Below are 25,548 nucleotides of genomic sequence, written 5' to 3' on the forward strand. Positions count from 1 at the left end.
CTATTCCGTTAGGAGTTAACTAATTATTAAAATAAAATTAGTTTAATTTACCCAATCGGATTATTAATATAAGAAACCAAGTAAAATACCTGCAGCAACAGCTGATCCAATTACACCGGCAACATTTGGTCCCATCGCATGCATGAGCAGGTAGTTTGATGGATTATATTCTAATCCAAGTGTTTGAGATATCCTTGCTGCATCTGGTACAGCTGATACCCCTGCATTTCCTATTAGTGGATTAATTTTTTTATCTTTCGGCAAAATAAGATTGAATGTTTTTACGAAGAGTATTCCCGCAACAGTTGCAATTACAAATGATAATGCACCAATTAGGAAAACTTTCAGAGATTCTATTCTTAGGAATGTTGTTGCCTGAGTAGATGCACCAACTGTAAGCCCAAGTAGAATTGTAATAGTATCAATCAGCGGACCGCGTGCGGTTTCTGCCAAACGACGTGTAACGCCAGATTCCTTTAGAAGATTTCCGAAGAACAACATACCAAGAAGTGGGAGTCCTGAAGGCACTAAAAATGCAGTAAGCAGAAGTCCCATTATGGGGAATAGAACCTTTTCTGTTTGTGAAACCACACGAGGAGTTTTCATCTTCATGCTTCTCTCTTTGCTTGTCGTTAACAACCTCATGAAAGGTGGTTGTATAACAGGTACAAGTGCCATATAGGAGTATGCTGAAATAGCCACAGCCCCTAGCAAGTGTGGCGCTAGCTTTGATGTTAGGAATATCGCGGTCGGTCCATCAGCACCACCAATAATACCAATTGCACCAGCTTCATTTGGTGCAAACCCCCATTCGATAGCTATAATATATGCACCGAAAATACCAAACTGACATGCAGCACCAATAAGTATTAGTTTAGGATTTGCTATTAATGACGAGAAATCTGTCATAGCTCCAATACCAAGGAAAATGAGAGGTGGATACCACCCCTGAACAACACCCTGGTAAAGGATGTTAAATACAGATCCTTCTTCATAAATACCAATTTGCAATCCAGCGGCTTCATTAAATGGGATATTACCAATAAGTATACCAAATCCAATAGGAATAAGCAAAAGAGGTTCGTACTCTTTTGTTATTGCAAGGTATATAAATACCAATCCAATTAAGATCATAATTATATGCCCTGACTCCACATTGTAAAATCCGGTATAGCCCCAAAAGGTTCGTAAATTATCTGCTAAAGATAGTAATGTATTCATATTCTTCTCCCTGGTTTATTCGATTACTACAAGGTTAGCTCCTTCGAGAACTGAGTCTCCTTTTTGGACTAAAATTTCAGCTATTTTGCCATTACCATCAGCGAGAATATTATTTTCCATCTTCATTGCTTCAAGAATCATCAGGGTTTGTCCTTTTTTCACTGTGTCACCCACATTACATTTTATATCCAGAATAACCCCCGGTAGAGGAGATTGAATCGTATTCTTGCCAGATGTACTAGATGGTCTTGTAACCAAAGTAGAAGGTGCTGTTTGTACAGGTTCAGCAGTGTGGCGTTGAACCACAGCCTTAGGCTTCTTGGTCTTAGGTTGTAGTTCCACAGTGAATGGTGTACCATTAACCTCAAGTTCCACAATCTCATCGTCGGATTTATTTACCACTACTCTATATGGTGAACCGTTTATTTTATATTTGAACTCTTTCATACTATTTCTATTTGTGTAATTCTTTAATATTTTTTCTATTTAGGTAATTTTCTTAGTGATTTCCATTTAGCACTCCAAGGAGAGTAGTCTCTCTTTACCTGTCTGATTGTTAAAATCGTTGATTCTATATCATGCTGATCCTCTTTAATTTCATATAGTGCGGCAGAAATTGCAGCCAATACTTCACCGGAAAGGTGAGTCTGACTACGAACAGCAGAGAGTGTTCCACTCTTGGCAATTTTTCTCTTAGAAATCCTGGTTGCGATATTTCCGGATAATTTAAAGAAAAAGTATAGACCAATTAATGCAGAGAACACTACCAACATTGCTGTAATTGTAAGCATTCCACCCCAAGGGTCATTTACACGCATATCCATTACTTTGGGGTTTTCTTCCAATATGGCATTATTGCTGCTTGGAGTTACCCTATCCAGTATAACGGCGTTAATTTCACCCTCCTCATTATATTTAATTCCATCCTTTGGAAACCCGTAAGTACGATCAGCAGGTACATCTGCTGGAATAATTATCTCATCAAGTAACGTTCTCCCGTCATTATCATATAAAGCTATATAATTCTCTTTAGTTGGATCTAATTTGAAGTTTACATGAAAGGTTCCGTTAAATGGTTCATTGTCAGCCCAGAAAAGGACATGTTGACGTGGTTTAACTTTTGTGAGAACATCACCTCTTGGAATTGGATATTTTGTTGGATTGTTACGGTCATTAGTCAGATAACGTCCTCCTAAATCCATTGTACCTGCAGTATTATTGTATATCTCAATCCATCCGTTACGTTGTCCAAAATCATCTACAAAATTAGTTTCATTTGTCACCATCACCTCATTTATAACCCATTTTGGATTTTCAATATCTGAGTTACATCCGATAAATAGAAATGCAGTGATGAAAAGAGATATGAACAGTTTATAAATTCTCATATACATCTGCTTTTTATAGTGGTAAATTGTCATGCTTCTTAGCAGGATTCTCAAGCTTCTTAGTCTGTAATTGCTGTAATGCACGTATTATACGGAACCTTGTATTTCTTGGTTCAATTACATCATCAATATAGCCATATCGAGCTGCCACATAAGGATTTGTAAAGAGATCATTATACTCTTTCTTCTTCTCTTCTATTACTGCTCTTTGTTTTTCAGGATCCTTCTCCGCTGCAATCTCTTTATTATAGAGTACCTCAACAGCTCCGTCAGCACCCATAACAGCAATTTCTGCAGTTGGCCAGGCATAGTTGATATCACCACGAAGTTGTTTGCAACTCATAACGATATGAGCACCACCATAGGATTTACGAAGTGTAACTGTAATTTTTGGTACAGTAGCCTCTCCGTAGGCATAGAGTAATTTTGCACCATGAGTAATTACACCTCCATACTCCTGTCCTGTACCGGGTAGAAAACCAGGAACATCAACAAAAGTAACAAGTGGAATATTAAATGCATCACAAAAACGAACGAAACGTGCTGCTTTTCTTGAGGCATTAATATCAAGAACACCTGCAAGAAATTTAGGCTGGTTAGCAACAACACCAACAGAAACTCCGTTAAAGCGTGCAAAACCAACAATTATATTTTTGGCATAATCTGCATGCACTTCTAAAAATTCGCCATTGTCAACAGTCGCTCCAATAACTTCATACATATCGTATGGTTTGTTAGGGCTGTCAGGAATAATATCGTTCAAGCTATCTTCCAAACGGTCAATTGGATCATCAGTAATAACTAGTGGAGCTTCTTCAACATTGTTTTGTGGTATATAGCTTAGTAGTTTACGAATAAGCTTCATACCATCCTCTTCGGTTTGTGCAGAAAAATGAGCTACACCTGATTTTGTAGTATGAACACTTGCACCTCCAAGCTGTTCTTGTGTAACATCTTCACCTGTAACTGTTTTTACAACTTTAGGGCCAGTCAAGAACATATAGGAAGTTCCTTGAGTCATCAGGATAAAGTCTGTAAGTGCTGGAGAGTATACTGCGCCGCCGGCACAAGGACCAAAAATACCTGAAATCTGAGGAATCACACCAGATGCAAGAATGTTTCGCTGAAATATTTCAGAATAACCTGCAAGTGCATTAACACCTTCCTGAATTCGAGCACCACCAGAGTCGTTAATACCGATAACAGGTGCACCCATTTTCATGGCCTGATCCATAACTTTACAAATCTTCTGAGCATGCATTTCAGATAGTGAACCGCCAGAAACAGTAAAGTCTTGTGCATAAATATATACCAAACGACCCTCTATAGTTCCGTATCCGGTTACTACACCATCTCCCAGGAATCTGTTCTTCTCCATTCCAAAATTATAAGAACGATGTTCTACGAACATATCAAACTCTTCGAAGCTTCCATGGTCAAGAAGCATGTCGATTCGTTCACGTGCTGTGTATTTTCCTTTAGTGTGTTGGGATTCAATTCTTTTCTCACCACCACCTAAACGAGCTTTTTGACGAAGTTCTATAAGCTCTTTTACTTTATCAAGTTGGTTACTCATAAGATTAAGTTTGTTATATTGTGTATGTTTATTTTCTTATTTCTCTGGATGTTCGCAAAATTCGGTAAGTACACCACCGGTTGATTTAGGGTGTAGAAATCCTATTGTAAGTCCTTCTGCACCTGCACGACCTTCCTTATCGATTAGCTTTACACCTTTTGATTCCACCTCTTTAAGTGCATCATTAATATTTTTGGTTGCATATGCAATGTGATGAACTCCCTCACCTTTTTTTTCTATGAATTTTGCAACTGTACTATCTTCACTGGTTGGTTCTAAAAGTTCAATTTTTGTCTGTCCAACCATAAAAAAGGCAGTCTTTACTTTTTGATCTTCTACAGTTTCAATATTGTAACATTTCAAACCAAGTATGTTTTCATAGTAAGGTAGCTGTTCTTCGATACTTTTAACAGCAATGCCAATGTGTTCGATGTGTGTAATTTCCATATAAATGATTTTATTTTATTGATGAATCTTTAATATAGATCAAATTGAAGATATGCGTAATACCTCTAGCATCTCTTCACTTATATCTTTCTGTTTCTTAATAGCTCTTTTAAAAGGAACATAGTCGATCTCGTTTTCGTGAATTCCTATCATCACATTACGCTGATTTTCCTGTAAAGCCTGAATTGCAGCAACACCCATTCGGCTGGCAAGAATTCTGTCCTGTGCAGTAGGAGTTCCTCCCCTTTGTAAATGACCAAGAATAGTCACTCTCACATCATACTGTGGATATTCTTTTTTTACACGTTCAGCTAGTTTTATAGCTCCACCTGTAACTTCACTCTCTGTTACCAGCACCATACTGCTACTTTTAGATTTACGGAAACCCTGTTGTATAAGTTCACCCAACTGGTCTTTTTCAATACTGATTTCAGGAATAATTGCTGCTTCGGCTCCCGAGGCAATAGCACTATTAAGAGCAAGGAAACCACAGTTACGTCCCATAACTTCTACGAAAAAGAGTCTCTCGTGCGAAGTGGCAGTATCTCTGATTTTATCCATGGCATCCATTATAGTGTTCAGTGCAGTATCGTATCCTATGGTGGTATCAGTACCATTAAGGTCATTATCAATTGTTGCAGGCATTCCAACTACAGGGATATTAAACTCATTGGCAAAAACTGCAGCACCTGTAAGCGATCCATCACCACCTATAACAACTAATGAGTCAATTCCATATTTTCTCATGTTGTCATAAGCTTTTTGTCTGCCCTCTGTTGTTAAAAACTCATCAGAGCGTGCAGTCTTTAGAATTGTTCCTCCCTGTTGTATTATATTGCTAACACTATTGGTTTTGAATTCTTCTATTTCATCTGTTATCAAACCTTTAAAGCCACGGTAAATACCATATGCAGTCATACCATTGAAAATAGCTGCACGGGTTACAGCTCTGATTGCTGCATTCATGCCCGGCGCATCTCCTCCGGAAGTAAGGATGCCAACACTTTTTATGTTTGAGTCCATAATTGATTGTTTACCTTGTAACTGATTTGAAAAAATGCTCAAATACCTTTAAATTCAATAAGGTGCAAAGATACATTTTTTTAAATGATGAGACAAAAAAAAGCTGCTTAAAAAGCAGCTTCTGTAATGTTCATTTCTGGCTTTAATTTCGATATGTTTTCGGCAACCGCTTTCATCTGCCATAATGGTGTTGAAGTTGCGCCACAAATGCCAATATTCGTATATTCTCCAATAAGTTCCGGTCTCACCTCCTCAGGTGAATGAATAAAATAGGAGTTTGGATTCACCTTTTTACACTCTGAAAATAACACCTTGCCATTCGAGCTCTTTTCACCTGCTATAAAAATTATCAGATCATGTTTTGCCGCAAACTCCTGTATATTGGGAACACGGTTGGATACCTGGCGGCAAATAGAATCAAAAAACTCCAGTTTTGCACCATTTTTCATTCTGCTGCGTATTAAATTTCCTAACTCAAAGAAGCCATCCAGCGATTTTGTCGTTTGTGAAAAAAGATTAATGTCTCGAGTAAAGTCGAGTTTTTCAATATCATCCTTACTCTCAATTATTATAGCTGTTTCAGCTGTTTGTCCAAGTAAGCCATTTACCTCTGCATGCCCCTTTTTGCCATAAATAACTATCTGAGTATCATCATCAACCCTGAGGTTATATCTCTTTTTGATTTTCTTCTGAAGTCCTAAAACCACTGGACAAGAAGCATCTATCAACTCTATATTATTTTCCTTAGCTATTTCATATGTGCTTGGTGGTTCACCATGAGCTCTCAGTAATACACGTACATTCTTCAATTTTTTAAACTGTTCATGGTCAATTGTAATTAATCCCATTTTCTCCAGTCGTTCTACCTCAATATTATTGTGCACAATGTCACCTAAACAATATAGTGTTCCATTCTTCTTAAGTTCTTCTTCTGCTTTGTTGATTGCTTTAACAACTCCAAAGCAAAATCCGGAACCTTTGTCTATTTCAATTTTGTTCATTATTACCTGTGATTTTATTAAACATATTTAAAGCCCATATCAGCTGTTCATCAATGCCTATTTCTGAGTTATCAAGAACAATAGCATCTTCAGCCTGTCTTAAAGGACTTTCTTCTCTGGTTGTATCACGCAAGTCACGCTCCTTCACGTTTGCTAATACATCCTCATAAAGTGGCGACTCTCCTTTCGATACCATTTCGTCATATCTGCGTTTTGCTCTGATTTCTGGTGAGCAGGTCATGAAAAGCTTCATTTCTGCATTAGGGAACACCACTGTACCAATATCCCTGCCATCCATTACTACACCTTTATTTATTCCCATTTCTTGCTGCTGACGAACCATCTCTTTCCTTACAGCTGCCAATGTACTTACTCTGCTGGCTCCATTAGCCACTTCTAGCGTACGTATTTCTTTCTCCACATTCTCATCGTTCAGGAATGTCTCCTGAACTCCAGATAAATTTGGTTTAAAAGTGATTTTTATATTAGATAAATGTTCTATTATGGCTTTCTCATCCATCATTTGGTCTGTGATCCACCCGTTCCTTATCGCGAACAGAGCCACTGCACGATACATAGCTCCACTATCAATATATGTATAACCTAACTTCTTAGCTAATCCCTTTGCTATTGTGCTTTTTCCGCATGACGAATACCCGTCCACTGCTATATTTATTCTTTTTTTGTGCATCTAATATACTAATCAACAGCTTTAACAATACACAAAGATATAATGTTTTTCTGAAAGATTTATTTAACAGAAGCAAAGTGATGATAACAGTTCCTGTTGTAAAACGAAATAGGGGTCTGGAATTAGACCCCCAAAAATAATCATACAAATATAAAAAAAAGCTATTCTTATAAATAAGATATTACTCTTCCATGAAATTCGGATACATATAGTCAGTTGCAGGAACAAATGTCTCCTTTATACATTGTGGCGACACCCAGCGTAGCAAGTTTAAAACCGAGCCTGCCTTATCATTAGTACCTGATCCACGACCACCTCCAAAAGGTTGCTGATCAACCACTGCACCAGTAGGCTTATCATTAATATAGAAATTACCTGCAGTATGTGTAAGCTTAGCAGTAAGCTTTTCAATCTGAGCTCTGTCGGAAGAGAAAATGGCACCCGTCAGAGCATAATCTGTACTCTTATCTAAAAGATCAAGTACAGCATCTATTTCTTCTGGATCATAAACATATACAGTAATAATAGGACCAAAAAGTTCCTCTTTCATAGTAATGTAGTCTGGTCTCTTTGCCTGGATAACAGTTGGATAGATAAAATACCCGGTCGATTTATCATAATTTCCTCCACAAACAATTTCTGTATCAGGCGAGCTCTTAGCATCCTCAATTACTTTTGCAAGCTTGTCAAAAGATTCTTCATCAATTACAGCATTCACAAAATTGCTGAAGTCTTCAACAACACCGGTTTTGATTTTTGATAAATCATCTGCAACAAACTTTTTAACATCATCCCATAAGTTTATTGGAATATATGCACGAGAGGCCGCAGAGCATTTCTGACCCTGATACTCAAAAGCACCTCGTGTTATTGCTGTAGCCACCTGCTTTGCATTGGCTGTTTTCTCTGCAAAAATATAATCTTTACCACCTGTTTCTCCTACAATTCTTGGGTATGATTTATATTTTGTAATGTTTGAAGCAATTGATTTCCACATGCTGTTAAAAACTTCGGTGGACCCTGTAAAATGCAAACCTGCAAATTCGCGATGATCAAAGATCACATCAGTGGCTTCTTTTCCACCAACATAAATTAGGTTGATAACGCCATCAGGCAGACCTGCTTCTTTTAAAACTTTCATTATAAGGTGTGCAGAATAAACTGCTGTTTTAGATGGTTTCCAAACTACAGTATTACCCATTAATGCTGGAGCAGCACCAAGATTTCCGGCAATTGAAGTGAAATTGAATGGCGTTAGAGCAAAAATAAAACCTTCAAGAGGTCGCCACACCATACGATTCCAAATGCCGGGTGAAGAGTTTGGTTGCATATTATAAATCTCATGCATGTTTTTTACATTGTACCGATAGAAATCAATTAGTTCACAAACAGCATCGATTTCTGACTGATAAGCGTTTTTAGATTGTCCAATCATTGTTACAGCATTAAACTGTGAGCGGTATGGACCTGCAATCAGATCTGCTGCTTTAAGAAATATTGCAGCCCTGCTTTCCCAGTTCATTGCTTCCCATGATGGTTTTGCTTTTAATGCAGCGTCAATTGCCATTTGGACATGACTTTTATCTCCCTGATGATAATAACCAAGTAAATTTTGATGATTGTGAGGCGGTCGTATCTCTTTAGTGTTGTTAGTACGAATCTCCTTGCCATCAATTATCATTGGTATGTCAAGTCCACCTTTGTTTAGTTCTGATAAAGTCTTTTTGAGTGTTTCTCTTTCAATTGATCCCGGAGCATAGCTCAAAACAGGCTCATTTTTTATTTCCGGTAATTTATAAACACCTTTTGGCATAATATATTTATATTTAGTCGTTAATAATCATCGTTACATTGACAGTGCAGTTCAGGATTAAATTTTCAAACATAAATTGCTCCAAATCGCTAATATTTGATAAACAAACATACAAAAAAATATTTATATTTGCAGAATCTAAATACTTAACAGACACACATGCAGACCGAAAGAACAACACTATCTGATAGAAAAGAATCATTTATAGACTTGGAAAATACTGAATTAGCATTTCGTGATTTATCCGATTCCAGTCTCAAACAAGCGTATCAGCTTTTTAAGGTAATGAACAGCAGGAACTTGGTTAAAACAGGTGAATTCCTCGTAAAGCTTGCTTTTGCAATTCATTTCCCTGTAAAGGGTATACTGCGTAAGACAATTTACAGGCATTTTGTGGGTGGAATGTCGATCTTAGATAGCAGTAAAACCATTGCTCAGCTGGGTCGTCGAAATGTTGATTCTATTCTTGATTATGCACTTGAGGGTGAAGATTCGGATGAGTTGTTCGACGCAACTTGTAATGAAATTATTCGAACAATTGAATTTGCCGCTAACAGCAAAAATGTGCCTTTTAGTGCTTTTAAGATTACAGGTATTGGGCGATTTGATCTTCTTGCAAAGGTGAGTGCAAATGAAGCTCTCTCTTATGAAGAACAAGAGGAGTTCAACAGAGTGGAAAAAAGAATGGCCTCAATCTTCAAAAGAGGATATGAATTAGGTATCCCTGTACTTATAGATGCAGAGGAAACATGGATTCAGCCAATTCTGGACGAAATGGTTTTAAAGCTTATGTCAAAATATAATGGTGAAAAAGCAATTGTACAAAATACTTATCAGTTATACTGTAGGGATGGACTTGAGCGACTTAAACTTCATCATAAAAAAGCTTTGGATGAAGGATTTAAATTTGGACTCAAAATTGTTCGCGGTGCGTATATGGAAAAAGAACGTGAACGGGCAATTGAACTTGGTTATCCATCACCTATTCAGCCAGATAAAGAGTCAACTGATCACGATTTTGATGCAGCCATTCATTATTTGATCGAAAATTATAAAACTATAGACTTTATGGTTTCTACTCATAATGAGAAAAGTTCATTACTGCTTGCAAGACTAATTGATGAGTATGGTATTCCAAGAAACTTCCCCGGAATATATTTTTCACAACTGTATGGTATGAGTGATCATATTACCTATAGTCTTGCTGAACATGGATACAATGTCGCAAAATATGTACCTTATGGAGAAGTAAAAACTATGATGCCATATCTCTTTAGAAGAACTAAGGAGAATACATCTATGAAAGGTCAGACAAGCAGGGAATTGCGACTTATTGAAACAGAGATAAAGCGTAGAAAAGAAAAGAGGCACGAATAATCGTACCTCTTAATTTTTAACTTGTATATTTTTTAATTACTATTTAACTTCCCATACATTTGATGAATTCAGAAGAAATTCCCTGAATGATTTTTTAGGGCTTTTCTTTAGTACCTCAGCGATCTGATCTTCATAATCACGCTCATATGTAGGTGCAGTGACACTTCTGATAACTCCAAGTGCAACAGGCATTCCTACCGATGTGTCCATAAGAGCGAGTTTCATATGAAGTGTGTTGTCTTGGGTCTCGGCATCATGAACCAGTACATCATCAATAGTATAACCATCTTCACCAATGGTAACGGCCTTAAGGTTCCAACCATCCAATACTATACCTTTTTCATTATCTTTACCGAACACCATTTTCTCTCCATGCTTTAATAAAATAGTATTATCTGCCTTCCAGTTGCGATCACTTATTTTATTATGTATTCCGTCATTGAAAATAACACAGTTCTGTAAAATTTCAACTACAGACGTACCTTTATGTTTTGCTGCTTCAACCAGAGTGTCTACCTGATTTTTCATGTCGACATCCAATGCACGGCCAAAAAATGTTCCTCTTGCACCAAAGGTCAGTTCAGCCGGTCTGAATGGATCTTCTACTGTACCATATGGCGATGACTTAGACACAAACCCTCTTTCTGATGTTGGAGAGTATTGACCTTTAGTAAGACCATATATCTTATTGTTAAAAAGAAGAATATTTATATCAACATTTCTGCGAATTGTATGTATAAAGTGATTACCTCCAATTGCAAGTGAGTCACCGTCACCTGTTGCTACCCATACACTCAGATTGGGATTTGCAACCTTTACTCCGGTAGCAATTGCTGATGCCCGGCCATGAATACTATGGAACCCATAAGTATTCATATAGTAGGGTAGTCGTGAAGAACAGCCAATTCCTGAAATAACCGCAGTATTGTGTGGATCAACATTCAACTCGGCTAAAGCTTTTTGGAGACATGTCAGAATAGCATAGTCACCACAGCCCGGACACCAACGTATTGGGTTGGGACTCTTATAGTCTTTTGGCATGTATTTCTGATACTTAATACCACTTATATCTATATTTTTTGCTTCAACTGTATTCATATTATGCTTCCTCCATTATTTTGGTGAATTCTTTTACCAGCTCGCTCACTTTAAATGGCTGGCCTTCAATTCTGTTGAACTTGTGTATATTGCTAAGATCCTGAAATTTTGAACTCAGGTATGCAGCAAACTGACCACTATTTTGTTCTGCAACAATTACCTTTTTGTAACCTTTTAGCAGATCGTGTGTATTCTTTGGAAGTGGTGAAATATGTCTGAACTGAGTGAATGCCACCTTTTTACCACTGTCCTGCAGGTGCAGAGTAGCCTCAAGCAAGTGTCCGTAAGTTCCTCCCCAGCCAACTATAAGCGTTTCAGCATCTTTATCACCCATAACCTCCTGTTCAGGTATAAAATCGGCAATCCTTTCTATTTTGTTCTGTCGAATATCAATCATGAACTGATGATTCTCGGGATTAGAAGATATGACTCCGGTGAATCTGTCCTTTTCCAGTCCTCCCACCCTGTGCATAAATTCAGGTGTACCGGGTATACCCCAATATCTAACATCAGTTGCTTCATTTCTTAAGAATGGCTTCCAGTCTTCAGCGTTTCCATTGTAATACTTATCTACATATGGAGGATTGATTTCAGGATAGTCTTCCATTTCAGGAATTCTCCATGCTGACGAACCGTTTGCAATATAACCGTCGGTCAATAGAATAACAGGAGTCATATGCTCAAGTGCAATCTTTGATGCCTCAAAGGCACTGTCGAAACAGTCAGTAGGTGATGTTGCTGCTATTACTACAAGAGGACTCTCTCCGTTGCGACCATATAATGCCTGTCTGAGGTCGGTTTGTTCACTTTTAGTTGGCATACCAGTGGAAGGTCCGCTACGCTGAACATCAATAATAACTAGTGGTAATTCAGTCATCACTGCAAGACCAATTGCCTCACTTTTTAATGAAAGTCCCGGACCTGATGTAGATGTAGCTGCAAGACATCCGGCAAAACTTGCACCAATTGCAGATGTAATACCAGCAATCTCATCCTCCATCTGTAGTGCCTTTACTCCAAAATCTTTTCTTTTAGTAAGTTCATGCAATATATCTGTTGCCGGAGTAATTGGGTACGAACCTAAGAATAGCTGAAGACCTGCTCTTTCGGCAGCTGCTATCAGTCCATAAGCAGTAGCAGTATTGCCATTCACATCCATATAATATCCTTTGGTTGATTCTTTTACATCAATATTATATGTAGTGGCAGTAAGCTGTAAGTTATCACCATAATTATAACCATCGGTGAGTGCTTTGATGTTTGCTTCAACAAGTGCAGGTTTTTTTCCAAACTTTTGTTCTAGCAGCTTGTCAGCAATTTCCAGAGGTCTGTTAAACAACCAGCAAACTACACCCAAAGCAAACATGTTTTTGCTTCTCAGTATATCTTTATTCTCAAGACCAGAGTTCTCCAGTGAAGCTTTTGTAAGAGATGTAATATCGATTCCAATTGTCTGAACATGATTTAAATTGAGTTCAGTAAATGGATCTTCAGTCTCAAACTTCGCCTTATCAAGATCTCTCTTTTTAAATGAATCGTTGTCATATATTACAATCGAACCTTTTTTCAGGAATTGTGCATTTACTTTTAAAGCAGAGGGATTCATGGCTACCAGGACATCCGTCTTGTCACCTGAATTATAAACATCTTTCGCACCTATGCGAACCTGAAATCCCGAAACGCCATGAAGTGAGCCTTGTGGTGCACGAATCTCAGCAGGAAAATCCGGGAATGTTGAAATTTCATTCCCAAATATTGCCGATAATGTTGAAAATAACGTACCAGACAGCTGCATTCCGTCACCGGAATCACCTGAAAAACGTACTGTTACCTGTTTAATATCGGTTACGACTCTATTCGTTGACATAATTATTTTTTGGTTGTTATTTATTAAAGTGTAATCTGTTCATAAATTATGTAACCCTGTCTGTATTAACAGGGAGACGGTATATAATACTAAATAAATCTGAGGATTAGTCACAATTTACAAGTCTACAAAGTAATAAAAGAGTTGGGTAATAAACAAATTTATTTCCTTACTATAGAGGCTCCAAGTTCATTTAATCGTTTGTCGATATCTTGATATCCACGATCGATTTGATCAATATTATGAATTGTGCTTACACCATCAGCACACATAGCTGCAATCAGCAGTGAAATACCAGCTCGTATGTCAGGAGAAGTCATTGTTGTACCACGTAAATAGAAACGTTCATCCAATCCAATAACTACCGCTCTGTGAGGATCACACAAAATTATCTGAGCACCCATATCAATTAGTTTATCAACAAAAAACAGTCTGCTTTCAAACATTTTTTGATGTATAAGTACACTCCCTTTTGCTTTTGTGGCTACTACCAGCATAACACTTAGCAAATCGGGTGTCAAACCAGGCCAGGGAGCATCAGATATTGTAAGAATTGATCCATCCATAAATGAGTCTATTGTATAACTCTTCTGACTTGGAATATATAGATCATCACCTCTCTGTTCAATTGTGATACCGAGTCTTCTGAAGCTTTCAGGAATAATACCCAAATTTTCAATTGAAGTATTTCTAATTGTTAACTCCGATTCCGTCATAGCTGCCATACCTATAAAACTGCCTGTCTCAATCATATCAGGTAGCAGTCGGTGCTTGCACCCGTTTAATGATGTTACACCTTTAATGAACAGCTTGTTAGAACCAATACCTTCTATTCTTGCACCCATTCTTACCAACATACGGCTAAGTTGCTCAATATATGGTTCGCAAGCGGCATTATATATAACTGTTTCACCTTCCGACAAAACTGCTGCCATTATCAGGTTGGCTGTACCAGTCACAGATGCCTCGTCGAGAAGTATATATTTTCCTTTTAATTTCGTGGCAGATAATCTGATAAGCTGATTCTTTTCATCGTTAGTCAGATCGGCCCCCAACTTCATTAAACTATTGAAATGAGTATCTAGTCTCCTGCGCCCGATCTTATCTCCACCTGGTTTAGGAACTACGACCTCGCCAAAGCGAGCAAGCAGAGGTCCTGCTAACATAATCGAGCCTCTCATTGACGCACTTTTTCTTCTGAACTCCTCTGTTTCAGTATATGATATATCTATGTTTTCAGATTTAAAAGTAAATACACCGCTTTCAATTTTATTAATCTCTACACCAAGGTCATGCAACAGTTCTATGAGATTGTTAACATCTAGAATGTCCGGGATATTCTCAATTGTTACTCTCTCTCTTGTAAGCAATGTTGCACAAATAACCTGCAAAGCTTCATTTTTAGCTCCTTGTGGCGTTATATTGCCTTTTAGTCTATGACCGCCTTCTATTATAAATGATGACATGTTTTTAAGTTTAATAAATCCATACTTCAGGTTCAAGTCTAACTCCAAACTGCTTTTCCACCTCATTGGTAATCTCATTTGCAAAGTTTAGAATATCTCTACCATCATCTGTACCAAGATTCACAATAACCAATGCATGATTTTCATAAGTTCCCACTAAACCATTATTCTTTCCCTTATATCCTGCTTTTTCTATTAAAAATGCTGCAGATGTTTTAAAGCTTGTCTCTCCTGTATTGTAGATAGGTGCATCAACTAATCTTTTTTGTAATGCCTCTTTCTCTTCTTTTGTCAGAATCGGGTTTTTAAAGAAACTTCCTGCGTTTGGGTAAGTTTTTACATCAGGTAATTTTCTTGTACGAATTTTGATGATAGCTTCTCTTACCTGAGATAGTGATGGTGTGTTGTTTCCTTTCAGTTCACGACTCAAATCAACATACTTTTCTTTGTATATATATGTTTTATTTAACCTGTACACTACCGAAGTTATTATATATCTGCGTTTCTGTTTAAATATGCTATCACGATATTCAAACTGACACTCTTCATTTGTAAATTCTAACTGTTCTCCGGAAATCATATCTGTAGCCTTTACTAAAGTAATTGTGTCCTTTACTTCAGATCCATAAGCACCTATGTTTTGTATCGGGCTTGCACCAACAGAACCTGGTATGAGCGACAGGTTTTCTAATCCGGAGTAACCTCTTGAAACAGTTTCTCCTACAAGATTATCCCACTCAATAGCAGCTCCGGCTTCAATTTCTACATAATTTTCATCTTCTGAAACAATATAAATCTCTTTCATTGCAGGTTTAATGATCAAACCATCAAAGTCTTTTGTAAAAAAAAGATTATTACCTGCACCAAGAATTAATTTATTCTCGTCAGGAAAAGCTTTTAATATTTCTGATAACTCATCTGCCGATTGAGGTTCGCAAAATAATCGAGCTACTGCTTTGGTCCTGAATGAATTATATTGTTGCAGTTGTTTGTTGTGCTGAATATTCAACGTTTTATTTTTTACTAGTTGTTTTATTAATTTGTTTTTATTGAATTCATAAGTGTACATGCATCACTATTAATTCCTTAGATAGATGAGGTTTATTTACCACGATAAATAAGAAATACGGTTGGGGTCTTCTGCATATCTGGAAGGTTTCCTTTCCATGACTTTACGCTTTTTGTGACAATACACTCATCATCACATGAAATATTCATCGCGATACATAACTGAGTATGTGGTTTGCAGTTTTCAATAATATCTTCTGCCAGCTTTTGATTACGGTAAGGTGTTTCTATAAACAGTTGTGTCTGATCATCCTTATATGATTGCATTTCCAGATATTTGATTTTACTCACCCTTTTTGAAGAATCAATGGGAAGGTAACCATGAAATGCAAAACTCTGACCGTTAAAGCCTGATGCCATTATAGCCATCAAAAGGGAGGAGGGACCAACAAGTGGTACAACTTTATACCCTTTTTTCTGTGCAATAGCAACTACCTCTGCTCCCGGATCAGCAATGGCAGGGCATCCTGCTTCGGAAATAACGCCCATGCTGTTTCCTGATTTCATAGGAGCAAGATAACCTTCAATATCCTTCTTGTTTGTATGTTTATTCAGTTCGTAAAATGTAAGTGAATCAATGTCAATGCCAGGATCACACTTCTTCATAAAACGACGTGCTGAACGAATGTTTTCCACAATGAAAAACTTCAATTCAGATACAATTCTCTTGTTGAATTCAGGAATCACCCGCTCAACTGATGTATCACCTAATAAAACGGGAATTAAATATAGTGCTGCTTTGTCCAATTTATAAACTCTTTATGAGTACAAAATTAGTCAAAAATTATCATACAAAGCCATGAATTTCCATAAAGGAGCTGCCATTGTTGCCTGAACTATCTTGCCATTTTCGAGTAAATCCTTTAGCTCGTTAAAAGTTACCAGGTGTACAGTCAGATCCTCTGATTCCTCAAGTGACTGTTTGCCTATTTTCTCTACATCTTCAGCAATGTAGCAGTAGGACCAGTTATTAGCTGCACTTGCATTAGGTGCAATGCGGATAAACTCAGTCCATACCCCACCACCATAACCTGTTTCTTCAAGCAGTTCACGTTGTGCAGATGATAAAGGTGACAAATCTTCATCTTCACAAACACCGGCACAAAGTTCAAAGCATACCTCTTCAATTCCGGGACGATACTGTTTAACCATCACAAACTTTTTATCTTTTGTAATAGCAATAATATTAACCCAGTTTGGGTATTCCAGAACATAGTATTCAGGTACTATATTGCCGTTGGGCATTAGCAGCTTTTCCAATCTTACAGTCAGCCACGGCCTCTTGTGGAGGTACTTGCGTTCGAGAACCTTCCAGTGTAGTGGACTGTTTTTATGATTTGTCATTTAAATATGGGGGACTCTAATATTTATGTTGATTTTTTTAACCTTATTTAGTTGCAGTAATAATCCCTCTGAAGTAACCAATCGATTCAGCAATTCCTTGAAGTGGGTCATCCATATTTCGCTCATGTTCCAGGCTGCACATTCCTGTATAACCTACTTCTCGCAACATTTTCACGAAAGCCGGAATATCAATAACACCTCGTCCTATTTCAACAGAATATCCAGCCTTAGTGTTACCGGTAACATCTTTGATATGAATATCGAATACACGGGTGTAATACTTTTTTAAATCTTCTACCGGATCTTTGCCATTTCTGGTGTCATGACCAATGTCAAGGCACATACCAATACGTGAATCCAAATCTTTCACATTCTCCCACACATCATCTGCATCGGGATAAAGATCCATATCTGGACCATGCAGGTGAATAGCATAATGCATGTTGTACTCTTTTACTTTTTTGTCAACATATGGCAGCAGCTCATAATTTGGTACTCCTACAACAAGTTTTACCCCAACACGCTTTGCATACTCAAAAGCATTATCAATCTCTTTCTCAGACTTCATATATATCGGACCAACTGCATATCCCTTTATTCCTTTTGATGCCAGCTTAGCATGAAAGTCTGCAATTTCTTTCTCGTTACTGTTCAGGGGTAGGTGAAAGTCTTTTATACACAAATATTTGACATCACACTTCTGCATCATATCTAATGTCTGGTCCAAATTAAAATTTCTGAAAGTGTAACCCGCCATTCCAATATTGAACTTTTCATTTGTTTCAGCTGAGGGCTGAGGATCAGGTCTGTTTTGTGCGGAAACAGCAAGGGATATGATTAATCCCATAATAAAAATAGTTCTTTTCATGACTGAAAATGGTTTTAAGATTGTTATGAGCGTAAAGGTAATATTATTTTGTGAAAATCTTTTAACTTTGTATAAATGAATAATCAGCAATGAATCTTCCAGACCATTTTACAGATATTATCAGGCAGCTACTGAAAGATCAGACAGACGCTTTTATTAGTTCTTTAGTGGAGGTGCCACCAGTTAGTCTCCGTTTAAATCCACTTAAATCTGAAGGCAAGGTTTCAGATTTACCTGAGGAGGGAAAGCAAGTACCATGGTCGGATTGGGGCTATTACCTGAATAAGCGTCCTTCTTTCACCTTCGATCCTCTGTTTCACGGCGGTAAGTATTATGTTCAGGAAGCATCTTCAATGTTTATTGAGCATGTTGTCAAACAGTTAATTGATAAGCCGTTAAAATGTCTCGATCTCTGTGCAGCACCCGGTGGTAAGTCGGTAAGTTTACTTTCAGCACTACCTGCTGGTAGCCTCTTGACATCAAACGAAATAATACGCCAGCGTGCATATATCCTTTCTGAGAATATCACGAAACAGGGAAGTTCAACTACTGTGGTAACAAATAATGAGCCAAAAGATTTTGCCTTTCTTCAAGATTTCTATGACATGATTCTTGTAGATGCTCCATGTTCAGGCGAAGGAATGTTCAGAAAAGACGATGTAGCAATCAGTGAATGGTCACCTGAAAACGTCAGAATGTGTGCAGAACGACAAAAAAATATTTTATCTGATATCTGGCCTGCTTTAAAACCGGGCGGTATACTTATTTACAGCACATGTACCTATAACACACTGGAAAATGAGGTAAATGCATTATGGGTATCTGATGAGATGCATGCGGAATTTGTAGAAATTAAAACCGAAAAAGAGTGGGGAATATCGCCATCATTCGATGATAAGGTCATCGCCTATCGTTTCTTTCCTCATAAAACAGAAGGAGAGGGGTTATTTGTGACTGTATTGAGAAAAGATGGTTCAACTGTCTCAAACAGTCTTCAGCATATACAAAAACGTAACAAAAAAAATAGAAAATACCCTTCTCACTTAGTAAAGGAGGTTTCTACATACAAGAGATATTTAATAAATCCGGACGATTTCGATTTTGTTCAGGATGAAAATCGTATAATAGCCGTTTCTAAACAACATACAGAAACTATATTAGCTTTAAAAAACAGTTTGAAGACTATTTCATTAGGAATTGAGCTTGGTGAAATAAAAGGTAAAGATTTTATTCCATCTCATTCACTTGCAATGAGCAGTGAGATGAACAGAGAGATTTTTTCAACCAGAGAATTGACCTATGATGAGGCAATTGCATATCTTAGGAGAGAAGCCATAAGTATACCAGATTCTCCAAAAGGATTTATATTGCTTACATATAGAGATTTACCACTGGGTTTCGTTAAAAATATTGGTAACCGTGCAAACAACCTATATCCAAACGAATGGCGTATAAGAACATAATTGCTCAGCCACTTACATTTTTATTTGTGATATTGGCTATTGTCGCAGCTCTTTTGTCGTTAATAGCTTCAAACCTAATGGTGAAACAACTGGCTGCAGAAGAGCGCAACAAGATTGAGGTGTGGGCTCTTGCAACAGAATCCATGATGTCTGAAGATATGGATGCATATCTAGTATTATCCATTCTGCAAAGCAATAACACAATCCCAGTCATTTTGTATGATGAAAATTCAGGTGTTGTTGAATCTCACAATATTAAACTGCCGAAAGAAAATGTCGAAGCCTTTCTTCTAAATAAAATAAATAAATTTGAAAGAAAACATGATCCCATTGTCTTGAGTGATATGAATCAGATACTTTATTATGATGATTCATACACACTAAAGCAATTGCATTTTTATCCATATATTCAGTTTTTTGTAATTTCACTGTTCATCGGACTTGCATTCCTAACCTTAAATCGTTCTCAGCGTGCTGAGCAAAACAGGGTATGGGTTGGGTTGTCGAAGGAGACCGCTCACCAGCTTGGTACGCCTATATCATCTTTAATGGCTTGGTCGGAATATCTTAAACTAAAATATAGTGATAAGGAGTTGCTTGCAGAGATTGATAAGGATGTTGAAAGGCTGCGGATGATAGCGGAAAGATTCTCGAAAATAGGATCAGAACCCGATCTGAAGCCAACTATACTTCAGGATGCAGTTCGTCACTCACTATCCTATATGGAAAAACGGATTTCAGATAGAGTGTCACTAAAAGAGGATTTCCCTGAACAACCAGTAAATGTAATGTTGAATGAGCCTCTTTTTGGATGGGTTATAGAGAATCTTATCAAAAATGGTGTTGATGCGATGAAAGGAGAGGGAGAAATATTGTTTTCAATTTCGGTATCTGATGAAATTAGAACATTAAAAGAAAAAAGGCAGGTCTATTTAGATATAAAAGATAGTGGTAAAGGAGTTCCTAAATCTATGTATAATAAAATATTCTCACCCGGATACACAACTAAAGAGAGAGGGTGGGGTTTGGGCTTGTCACTTGTTAAGCGAATAGTAGAGGTGAATCACAAAGGCAAAATATTTGTCAAAAACTCCGAACTTGGAAAAGGTACAATCTTCAGAATCATTTTAAATGAATCATAGAAAGACCTACTTTTAATGTAAAGTCCTGATTTATATTTACTTTCACTGTAAACCTAATTCAGGACCAGGCAAACCTGCTTTCTGAATAGACTTGTACCTCAGCTAAAGATCGCTTATAAATTACTTATACATAGCTTATAGTTTATATAAGGCATGTATAAGTGATCTCTGAGTGATATATTAATTATTCCCATTTATTATACTGATTTTAATCTGATCGGCATATGCATATTTTCTAAGTAATTCTAATGAATAGTCAACAGCCTCTTTTAGTCCATCAGCTCCTGAATATCCATTGATGAGCATCAAAAGATGTTTTGTTTCAGATGTGATCTTAGTTCTCTCCTCATCGCTGCTGGGATTGCCTATTCCTCCTATCGAGTCTCTGTATACAGGGAGTCCCTCAATATTCATAGTACCACGACCTATTGCTTCAAATGGTTCATTTGCTCTTCCAACACCTAAACGGAGATTACCTTCAATCTTATCTGCATCAAAACCACCTATCGAATATCCTGTTTTTAACGAAACCAGGTTTATTAAATCAACAATAGTATCAATCTGATAAAGTCCCTGTCCCTTAAGCAGTCTCCTGCATAATGCTTCCCCTGAAGGTCGGTATCTGTTAGGGTCTTTGCCAAGTCTTTTATAAACATCACGTGTGGCCTCAATTGCGGGTCGTTTCTTTATCTTTTCCATGCTAAATGAACTGGTAAACTTTTTTGTAAACAAATCAATTTCATCCCAAAGTTTATCATTGTGCTTTGTATTCTTAACTTTACAGTAAATAACAGCTACATGGAAATCGGAGCACACCTCTAAAATTTCCTCGCCAATTTTTATTTTCATTTCCATAAAAGCAAAGTTATAAATTCTAAAGTAAACAATACAAAATCCCATATAATGTGATGTATATTTGAAAAATAACATCTATTTATTTGTCAGACTCTATTTCAATTCTTATATTTGCGTGAATTTTTGTTTTCATATGACTGACGAAAATAACAAGTTACTCATTGATCTGGAAGTTCGTATTAAACAACTTCTGTTTTTTTGTGATTCATTGAAAGATGAGAATGAGAGATTGAAGTCTGAGATTAAGTTAAGGCAGGAACAAATTGATGAAGCCAAAAATGATCTAAAGGTTTTGAAAACAAAATATGATAGTTTAAAAACAGTAAGGACAATTACTGCAGCGTCGGTTGATGTTGACACTGCCAAATTAAAACTATCAAAGCTGGTGCGGGAAGTAGACAAATGCATAAATTTATTAAAATAAGATTTAAAAATTTATGTTATGGGGGACGAGAAATTTTTATTAACGTTAGAAGTTGCAGGCAGAAGGTATCCTTTGAAAATCAAAAGGTCTGAAGAACAGGCTTTCCGAGCTGCCGCAAAACAGATAGATATAAAAGTAAACCAATACCGTGTTGCATTTGGGTCAAACCCTAACTTAACAACACAAGATTTTATGGCAATGGCTGCCATTCAGGCATTGGCGGAGAATTTTTCTCTCGGCGATAAGAATAATACCAAACCCTTTGAGGATAAGATAGACTCTTTAATAATTGAGTTAGATAATTATCTAAAAAAATAATTGAGTCTCTGTAGTTTACAGAGATTTTATGCCGCACCTTTTAATCACATATTAGCAATATGTGTTTATCTGAGTGCGTTTTTTTGATTTTAATAGTAGTGATATAATAATTAAATAATAGTAGATTTATATGAATATATTTATAGGAATTATCGGTTTGGTTGCTGGTGCTTTAATAGCCTGGTATCTAACCGGTAAGACAGCCAATTCACGCGCTCAGAAAATTCTGAGTGATGCTGAAAAAGATGCTGAAGTAATAAAGAAAAAGATGCTCCTTGAGGCAAAAGAGGAGACTCTTGCATTAAAAAATGAGGCCGAAAAGCAAATTAATTCACGCACATCTAAATTACAGTCTTTCGAAAATAGGCTGAAACAGCGTGAAATGACTCTCAACCAAAGACAGGAGGAACTTAATAAAAAAAATAGTGAAACAGAAGAGCTTAAAGTTACTCTGGCTAATCAGCAGGAATTCCTCGATAAGAAAAGTGCAGAACTTGAACGTCTACACAGACAATCGGTTGAAAAACTGGAGTCAATTTCTGGCCTATCAGCCGAAGAGGCTAAAGAGAGACTGGTAGAGTCTCTGAAAGAGGAGGCAAAAGGTGATGCACAATCCTATATTAGTGAAATCATGGAAGAGGCCAAGATGACAGCTAATAAGGAGGCTAAAAAGATTGTGATCCAATCGATTCAGCGTGTTGCAACTGAAACATCAATCGAGAATGCTATTACAGTTTTCCATATTGATTCTGACGAAATTAAAGGAAGAATTATTGGACGTGAGGGTCGTAATATAAGAGCTCTGGAAGCAGCTACAGGAGTGGAAATTGTTGTAGATGATACTCCGGAGGCAATTGTAATTTCAGGATTCGATCCTGTAAGACGAGAAATTGCACGCCTTTCTCTTCACCAACTGGTAGCAGACGGCAGAATTCACCCGGCTCGTATTGAAGAGGTTGTATCTAAAGTAAAGAAGCAGATTGAAGATGAGATAGTTGAAACAGGAAAACGTACTGTTATTGATTTAGGAATTCATGGGTTACATCCGGAGTTGATCAGAATTGTAGGAAAAATGAAGTATAGATCTTCATATGGTCAGAATTTGCTGCAACACTCTCGTGAGACAGCTAACCTTTGTGCTATCATGGCTTCTGAACTTGGTCTCAATCCCAAAAAAGCAAAACGTGCAGGACTTCTTCATGATATAGGCAAGGTGCCTGATGATGAGCCGGAATTGCCACATGCAGTTTTGGGTATGAAGCTTGCAGAGAAATATAAAGAGAAACCTGATATTTGCAATGCTATTGGAGCTCACCATGATGAAGTTGAGATGACCACTTTGCTTGCTCCAATAGTTCAGGTGTGTGATGCTATTTCAGGAGCAAGACCTGGTGCTCGTCGCGAGATAGTGGAAGCCTATATTAAAAGACTTAATGATCTTGAAACTCTTGCTCTTTCCTACCCGGGAGTTGTTAAAACATATGCAATTCAGGCAGGTAGAGAGTTGCGCGTAATTGTTGGTGCTGATAAGATAGATGATCAGGATACAGAAAAGCTTTCTGATGAAATAGCACGTAAGATACAGACTGAAATGACCTATCCGGGACAGGTTAAAATTACTGTGATACGTGAAACCAGGGCAGTAAGTTTTGCCAAGTAGCTAGATTATCAAAATATTCATATATAAAAAAGGAGCTGAATAAGCTCCTTTTTTATATATGTAAAAAGTTTATTCGAAAAACATCTCTTCAAATACCTATATTTTATCAGCTTTTTTTCTTGAAAGTTTTTCAACTAATAATTCTTCATTAGTTCCAATAACTTTCTTAAGTTCTTGTTCAAGTCTCTTTATTTCCATGTCCTGATTATGAATTGTTGTAAGTAAAGCATTCAACTCCTCATTATCGACAGTATCAGGATATTGGGCTTTAATCCTACCTATAAAATCACTTAAAACGTTCATGTAATTATTGAATGCATCATAGGGGGACATATAGGGACTAAAATTACTATTGCCGATTCCAAAATGCTTCGTTGACATGTAATAAAAATGATCACTCGATTGCAGGTATATCCAGTCCTGTTTTAACTGACGAACAGTGCAAAGTCTTACCCTTTCGCCAATCTCATAAAGCGACTTTAAAGCACTCTTCTGAAGTCGGTTACCCAACCATGCACTAACATCACGCTCCTCGTCAGACCATGAGATTGTCTCGGGAACCTGAATTGCTCCAATTGGCTTATGAGAATCCATAATTTCACTTGGAGTAGAGAAACCAATTCCTTTTTCAAAAGCAAATCGGGGTAGCGCTTTCATGAATTCAAATATTCCGGAGTGAGAGGGTTGCAGATTACCTAATACCTCATAATTCATAAAGAGATTGAAAACTTTCTCTTCCGGAGGAGTTGAAGCTATCCATGACATGAATTTTTCTGCTGTCAGGGGGTACTCGTTCCAACTGTAATCGGAGAATTTATATGCTATATCGTCACTAAATTTGCTGTTTTTTAGCAGTAATTTTAGTTGAGGCTGTGAAGCCGATTGATATACATAATTGGGACTTTTCCACCCAAGGACATGTTTGGCTCCTTCGGTAATCATTTTCTTATATCCCATTTTATAAACCATATCAGCAATTTCATCAGAATAGATCAACTCTGTATTTCGCAATACTGTAGGCTTCTGATCGAAAAGCATTTCAATTCTTTCAGAATGTTGTTTAACCTGATTGTGAAACTCTTCAGGATCAAAAAGACTCGATAGTGAATGGGCATATGTTTCTGTAAGAAACTCAACATCTCCGGTTTTGCTTAGTTCTCGTAAACCTTCAATTACTTCCGGAGCATAGACTTCCATTTGATCCAGAGCTACTCCTGAAATAGAAAATGCAACTTTAAACTTTCCTTTGTATTGATTTATCAGATCTAGCAACATCCTGTTGGCCGGTATATAGGATCTTGCCGCAATCTGTTGCATTATATCTTCATTAGAATAATCATCAAAATAGTAGTGATCGTTTCCTATATTAAAGAAACGATATCTTTTTAGCCTGAACGGCTGGTGTATCTGGAAATAAAAGCAAATCGACTTCATGATT

At 37.2% G+C, this 25,548-nt stretch carries 24 protein-coding genes; 6 read left to right on the top strand and 18 right to left on the bottom strand.

The features are described 5' to 3' along the window. Positions 1-63: 63 nt before the first annotated feature. From BN1354_RS01625 to pruA, 9 genes are all read right to left on the bottom strand, one after another. Positions 64-1,221 (bottom strand): sodium ion-translocating decarboxylase subunit beta, encoded by a 1,158-nt coding sequence (locus tag BN1354_RS01625; protein ID WP_045090003.1) that lies wholly within the window; start codon positions 1,219-1,221, stop codon positions 64-66. A 15-nt stretch (positions 1,222-1,236) separates the two neighbouring features. Further along, positions 1,237-1,668 carry an acetyl-CoA carboxylase biotin carboxyl carrier protein gene (locus tag BN1354_RS01630; protein WP_045090002.1) on the bottom strand — a complete coding sequence of 144 codons (432 nt, stop codon included), beginning with the start codon at positions 1,666-1,668 and terminating at the stop codon, positions 1,237-1,239. 35 nt (positions 1,669-1,703) lie between these two features. Beyond that, positions 1,704-2,609: an OadG family transporter subunit gene (locus BN1354_RS01635; protein WP_052673187.1), complete on the bottom strand. Its 906-nt coding sequence runs from the start codon at positions 2,607-2,609 to the stop codon at positions 1,704-1,706. 13 nt (positions 2,610-2,622) lie between these two features. Then, entirely contained in the window at positions 2,623-4,185 is a 1,563-nt protein-coding gene (locus BN1354_RS01640; RefSeq protein WP_045090001.1) for an acyl-CoA carboxylase subunit beta, read from the bottom strand. Positions 4,186-4,221: 36 nt separating this feature from the next. Further along, positions 4,222-4,632, bottom strand: coding sequence for a methylmalonyl-CoA epimerase (mce, locus tag BN1354_RS01645; RefSeq protein WP_045090000.1), 411 nt, complete (start codon positions 4,630-4,632; stop codon positions 4,222-4,224). 39 nt (positions 4,633-4,671) lie between these two features. Then, positions 4,672-5,655: a 6-phosphofructokinase gene (pfkA, locus tag BN1354_RS01650; RefSeq protein ID WP_053826036.1), complete on the bottom strand. Its 984-nt coding sequence runs from the start codon at positions 5,653-5,655 to the stop codon at positions 4,672-4,674. A gap of 107 nt (positions 5,656-5,762) precedes the next feature. Beyond that, positions 5,763-6,656, bottom strand: a complete 894-nt coding sequence (locus BN1354_RS01655; protein WP_045089998.1) for a 4-hydroxy-3-methylbut-2-enyl diphosphate reductase — start codon at positions 6,654-6,656, stop codon at positions 5,763-5,765. Further along, entirely contained in the window at positions 6,643-7,347 is a 705-nt protein-coding gene (gene cmk / locus BN1354_RS01660; RefSeq protein ID WP_045089997.1) for a (d)CMP kinase, read from the bottom strand. The genes BN1354_RS01655 and cmk overlap by 14 nt, the downstream gene beginning before the upstream one ends. 181 nt (positions 7,348-7,528) lie before the next feature. Next, positions 7,529-9,160, bottom strand: coding sequence for an L-glutamate gamma-semialdehyde dehydrogenase (gene pruA / locus BN1354_RS01665; RefSeq protein ID WP_053826037.1), 1,632 nt, complete (start codon positions 9,158-9,160; stop codon positions 7,529-7,531). A gap of 159 nt (positions 9,161-9,319) precedes the next feature. On the opposite strand from pruA, the gene BN1354_RS01670 reads away from it, so the two are divergent. After that, positions 9,320-10,537, top strand: a complete 1,218-nt coding sequence (locus BN1354_RS01670; RefSeq protein WP_053826038.1) for a proline dehydrogenase family protein — start codon at positions 9,320-9,322, stop codon at positions 10,535-10,537. Positions 10,538-10,576: 39 nt separating this feature from the next. Here BN1354_RS01670 and BN1354_RS01675 read toward each other — a convergent pair whose 3' ends face one another. The 7 genes from BN1354_RS01675 to BN1354_RS01705 all read right to left on the bottom strand — a co-directional run bounded on the left by BN1354_RS01675 (position 10,577) and on the right by BN1354_RS01705 (position 18,248). After that, positions 10,577-11,635, bottom strand: a complete 1,059-nt coding sequence (locus tag BN1354_RS01675; protein WP_082057387.1) for a 2-oxoacid:ferredoxin oxidoreductase subunit beta — start codon at positions 11,633-11,635, stop codon at positions 10,577-10,579. Position 11,636: 1 nt separating this feature from the next. Next, a complete protein-coding gene (locus BN1354_RS01680; RefSeq protein ID WP_053826039.1) occupies positions 11,637-13,502 on the bottom strand; it encodes a 2-oxoacid:acceptor oxidoreductase subunit alpha in 1,866 nt (621 codons plus the stop codon). Positions 13,503-13,663: 161 nt separating this feature from the next. Continuing rightward, a complete protein-coding gene (gene murA / locus BN1354_RS01685; RefSeq protein WP_045090950.1) occupies positions 13,664-14,968 on the bottom strand; it encodes a UDP-N-acetylglucosamine 1-carboxyvinyltransferase in 1,305 nt (434 codons plus the stop codon). A 10-nt stretch (positions 14,969-14,978) separates the two neighbouring features. Continuing rightward, a complete protein-coding gene (gene murB, locus BN1354_RS01690; protein WP_053826384.1) occupies positions 14,979-15,977 on the bottom strand; it encodes a UDP-N-acetylmuramate dehydrogenase in 999 nt (332 codons plus the stop codon). A gap of 92 nt (positions 15,978-16,069) precedes the next feature. Then, entirely contained in the window at positions 16,070-16,783 is a 714-nt protein-coding gene (locus BN1354_RS01695; protein ID WP_053826040.1) for an SAM-dependent methyltransferase, read from the bottom strand. 30 nt (positions 16,784-16,813) lie between these two features. After that, complete coding sequence (locus BN1354_RS01700; protein ID WP_045089992.1) at positions 16,814-17,380, bottom strand: NUDIX hydrolase; 567 nt, start codon at positions 17,378-17,380, stop codon at positions 16,814-16,816. A gap of 43 nt (positions 17,381-17,423) precedes the next feature. Beyond that, on the bottom strand, positions 17,424-18,248 hold the full coding sequence (locus BN1354_RS01705; RefSeq protein ID WP_053826041.1) for a sugar phosphate isomerase/epimerase family protein: 825 nt from the start codon (positions 18,246-18,248) through the stop codon (positions 17,424-17,426). A gap of 89 nt (positions 18,249-18,337) precedes the next feature. Between BN1354_RS01705 and BN1354_RS01710 the strand changes: the two genes are divergently transcribed. Both BN1354_RS01710 and BN1354_RS01715 read left to right on the top strand, forming a co-directional pair. Then, positions 18,338-19,711, top strand: coding sequence for a methyltransferase RsmF C-terminal domain-like protein (locus BN1354_RS01710; protein ID WP_053826042.1), 1,374 nt, complete (start codon positions 18,338-18,340; stop codon positions 19,709-19,711). Further along, positions 19,693-20,853: a sensor histidine kinase gene (locus BN1354_RS01715; protein ID WP_053826043.1), complete on the top strand. Its 1,161-nt coding sequence runs from the start codon at positions 19,693-19,695 to the stop codon at positions 20,851-20,853. Before BN1354_RS01710 ends, BN1354_RS01715 begins: the two co-directional genes overlap by 19 nt. Positions 20,854-21,033: 180 nt before the next feature. Here BN1354_RS01715 and BN1354_RS01720 read toward each other — a convergent pair whose 3' ends face one another. After that, positions 21,034-21,702: a B3/B4 domain-containing protein gene (locus BN1354_RS01720; RefSeq protein WP_045090948.1), complete on the bottom strand. Its 669-nt coding sequence runs from the start codon at positions 21,700-21,702 to the stop codon at positions 21,034-21,036. A 139-nt stretch (positions 21,703-21,841) separates the two neighbouring features. On the opposite strand from BN1354_RS01720, the gene BN1354_RS01725 reads away from it, so the two are divergent. The 3 genes from BN1354_RS01725 (at position 21,842) to rny (ending at position 24,110) form a co-directional block, all read left to right on the top strand. Beyond that, positions 21,842-22,132, top strand: coding sequence for a coiled-coil domain-containing protein (locus BN1354_RS01725; protein WP_045089988.1), 291 nt, complete (start codon positions 21,842-21,844; stop codon positions 22,130-22,132). A gap of 18 nt (positions 22,133-22,150) precedes the next feature. Continuing rightward, positions 22,151-22,450: a cell division protein ZapA gene (locus BN1354_RS01730; RefSeq protein ID WP_045089987.1), complete on the top strand. Its 300-nt coding sequence runs from the start codon at positions 22,151-22,153 to the stop codon at positions 22,448-22,450. A gap of 130 nt (positions 22,451-22,580) precedes the next feature. After that, the gene (gene rny, locus BN1354_RS01735; protein WP_045089986.1) at positions 22,581-24,110 is read left to right on the top strand and encodes a ribonuclease Y; all 1,530 of its coding nucleotides are present in this window, start codon (positions 22,581-22,583) and stop codon (positions 24,108-24,110) included. Positions 24,111-24,206: 96 nt separating this feature from the next. Here rny and BN1354_RS01740 read toward each other — a convergent pair whose 3' ends face one another. After that, the gene (locus BN1354_RS01740) at positions 24,207-25,544 is read right to left on the bottom strand and encodes a glycoside hydrolase family 57 protein (RefSeq protein ID WP_045089985.1); all 1,338 of its coding nucleotides are present in this window, start codon (positions 25,542-25,544) and stop codon (positions 24,207-24,209) included. Positions 25,545-25,548: the final 4 nt, after the last annotated feature.

It is taken from the genome of Lascolabacillus massiliensis (genome assembly GCF_001282625.1).
Taxonomy (GTDB): Bacteria; Bacteroidota; Bacteroidia; order Bacteroidales; family Dysgonomonadaceae; genus Proteiniphilum; species Proteiniphilum massiliensis.

Bases quoted from the DNA above. Each gene is read 5' to 3' on its own strand.
- BN1354_RS01625 (WP_045090003.1), bottom strand. From the start codon at position 1,221: ATGAATACATTACTATCTTTAGCAGATAATTTACGAACCTTTTGGGGC.
- BN1354_RS01630 (WP_045090002.1), bottom strand. From the start codon at position 1,668: ATGAAAGAGTTCAAATATAAAATAAACGGTTCACCATATAGAGTAGTG.
- BN1354_RS01635 (WP_052673187.1), bottom strand. From the start codon at position 2,609: ATGAGAATTTATAAACTGTTCATATCTCTTTTCATCACTGCATTTCTA.
- BN1354_RS01640 (WP_045090001.1), bottom strand. From the start codon at position 4,185: ATGAGTAACCAACTTGATAAAGTAAAAGAGCTTATAGAACTTCGTCAA.
- mce (WP_045090000.1), bottom strand. From the start codon at position 4,632: ATGGAAATTACACACATCGAACACATTGGCATTGCTGTTAAAAGTATC.
- pfkA (WP_053826036.1), bottom strand. From the start codon at position 5,655: ATGGACTCAAACATAAAAAGTGTTGGCATCCTTACTTCCGGAGGAGAT.
- BN1354_RS01655 (WP_045089998.1), bottom strand. From the start codon at position 6,656: ATGAACAAAATTGAAATAGACAAAGGTTCCGGATTTTGCTTTGGAGTT.
- cmk (WP_045089997.1), bottom strand. From the start codon at position 7,347: ATGCACAAAAAAAGAATAAATATAGCAGTGGACGGGTATTCGTCATGC.
- pruA (WP_053826037.1), bottom strand. From the start codon at position 9,160: ATGCCAAAAGGTGTTTATAAATTACCGGAAATAAAAAATGAGCCTGTT.
- BN1354_RS01670 (WP_053826038.1), top strand. From the start codon at position 9,320: ATGCAGACCGAAAGAACAACACTATCTGATAGAAAAGAATCATTTATA.
- BN1354_RS01675 (WP_082057387.1), bottom strand. From the start codon at position 11,635: ATGAATACAGTTGAAGCAAAAAATATAGATATAAGTGGTATTAAGTAT.
- BN1354_RS01680 (WP_053826039.1), bottom strand. From the start codon at position 13,502: ATGTCAACGAATAGAGTCGTAACCGATATTAAACAGGTAACAGTACGT.
- murA (WP_045090950.1), bottom strand. From the start codon at position 14,968: ATGTCATCATTTATAATAGAAGGCGGTCATAGACTAAAAGGCAATATA.
- BN1354_RS01700 (WP_045089992.1), bottom strand. From the start codon at position 17,380: ATGACAAATCATAAAAACAGTCCACTACACTGGAAGGTTCTCGAACGC.
- BN1354_RS01705 (WP_053826041.1), bottom strand. From the start codon at position 18,248: ATGAAAAGAACTATTTTTATTATGGGATTAATCATATCCCTTGCTGTT.
- BN1354_RS01710 (WP_053826042.1), top strand. From the start codon at position 18,338: ATGAATCTTCCAGACCATTTTACAGATATTATCAGGCAGCTACTGAAA.
- BN1354_RS01715 (WP_053826043.1), top strand. From the start codon at position 19,693: ATGGCGTATAAGAACATAATTGCTCAGCCACTTACATTTTTATTTGTG.
- BN1354_RS01720 (WP_045090948.1), bottom strand. From the start codon at position 21,702: ATGAAAATAAAAATTGGCGAGGAAATTTTAGAGGTGTGCTCCGATTTC.
- BN1354_RS01725 (WP_045089988.1), top strand. From the start codon at position 21,842: ATGACTGACGAAAATAACAAGTTACTCATTGATCTGGAAGTTCGTATT.
- BN1354_RS01730 (WP_045089987.1), top strand. From the start codon at position 22,151: ATGGGGGACGAGAAATTTTTATTAACGTTAGAAGTTGCAGGCAGAAGG.
- rny (WP_045089986.1), top strand. From the start codon at position 22,581: ATGAATATATTTATAGGAATTATCGGTTTGGTTGCTGGTGCTTTAATA.
- BN1354_RS01740 (WP_045089985.1), bottom strand. From the start codon at position 25,544: ATGAAGTCGATTTGCTTTTATTTCCAGATACACCAGCCGTTCAGGCTA.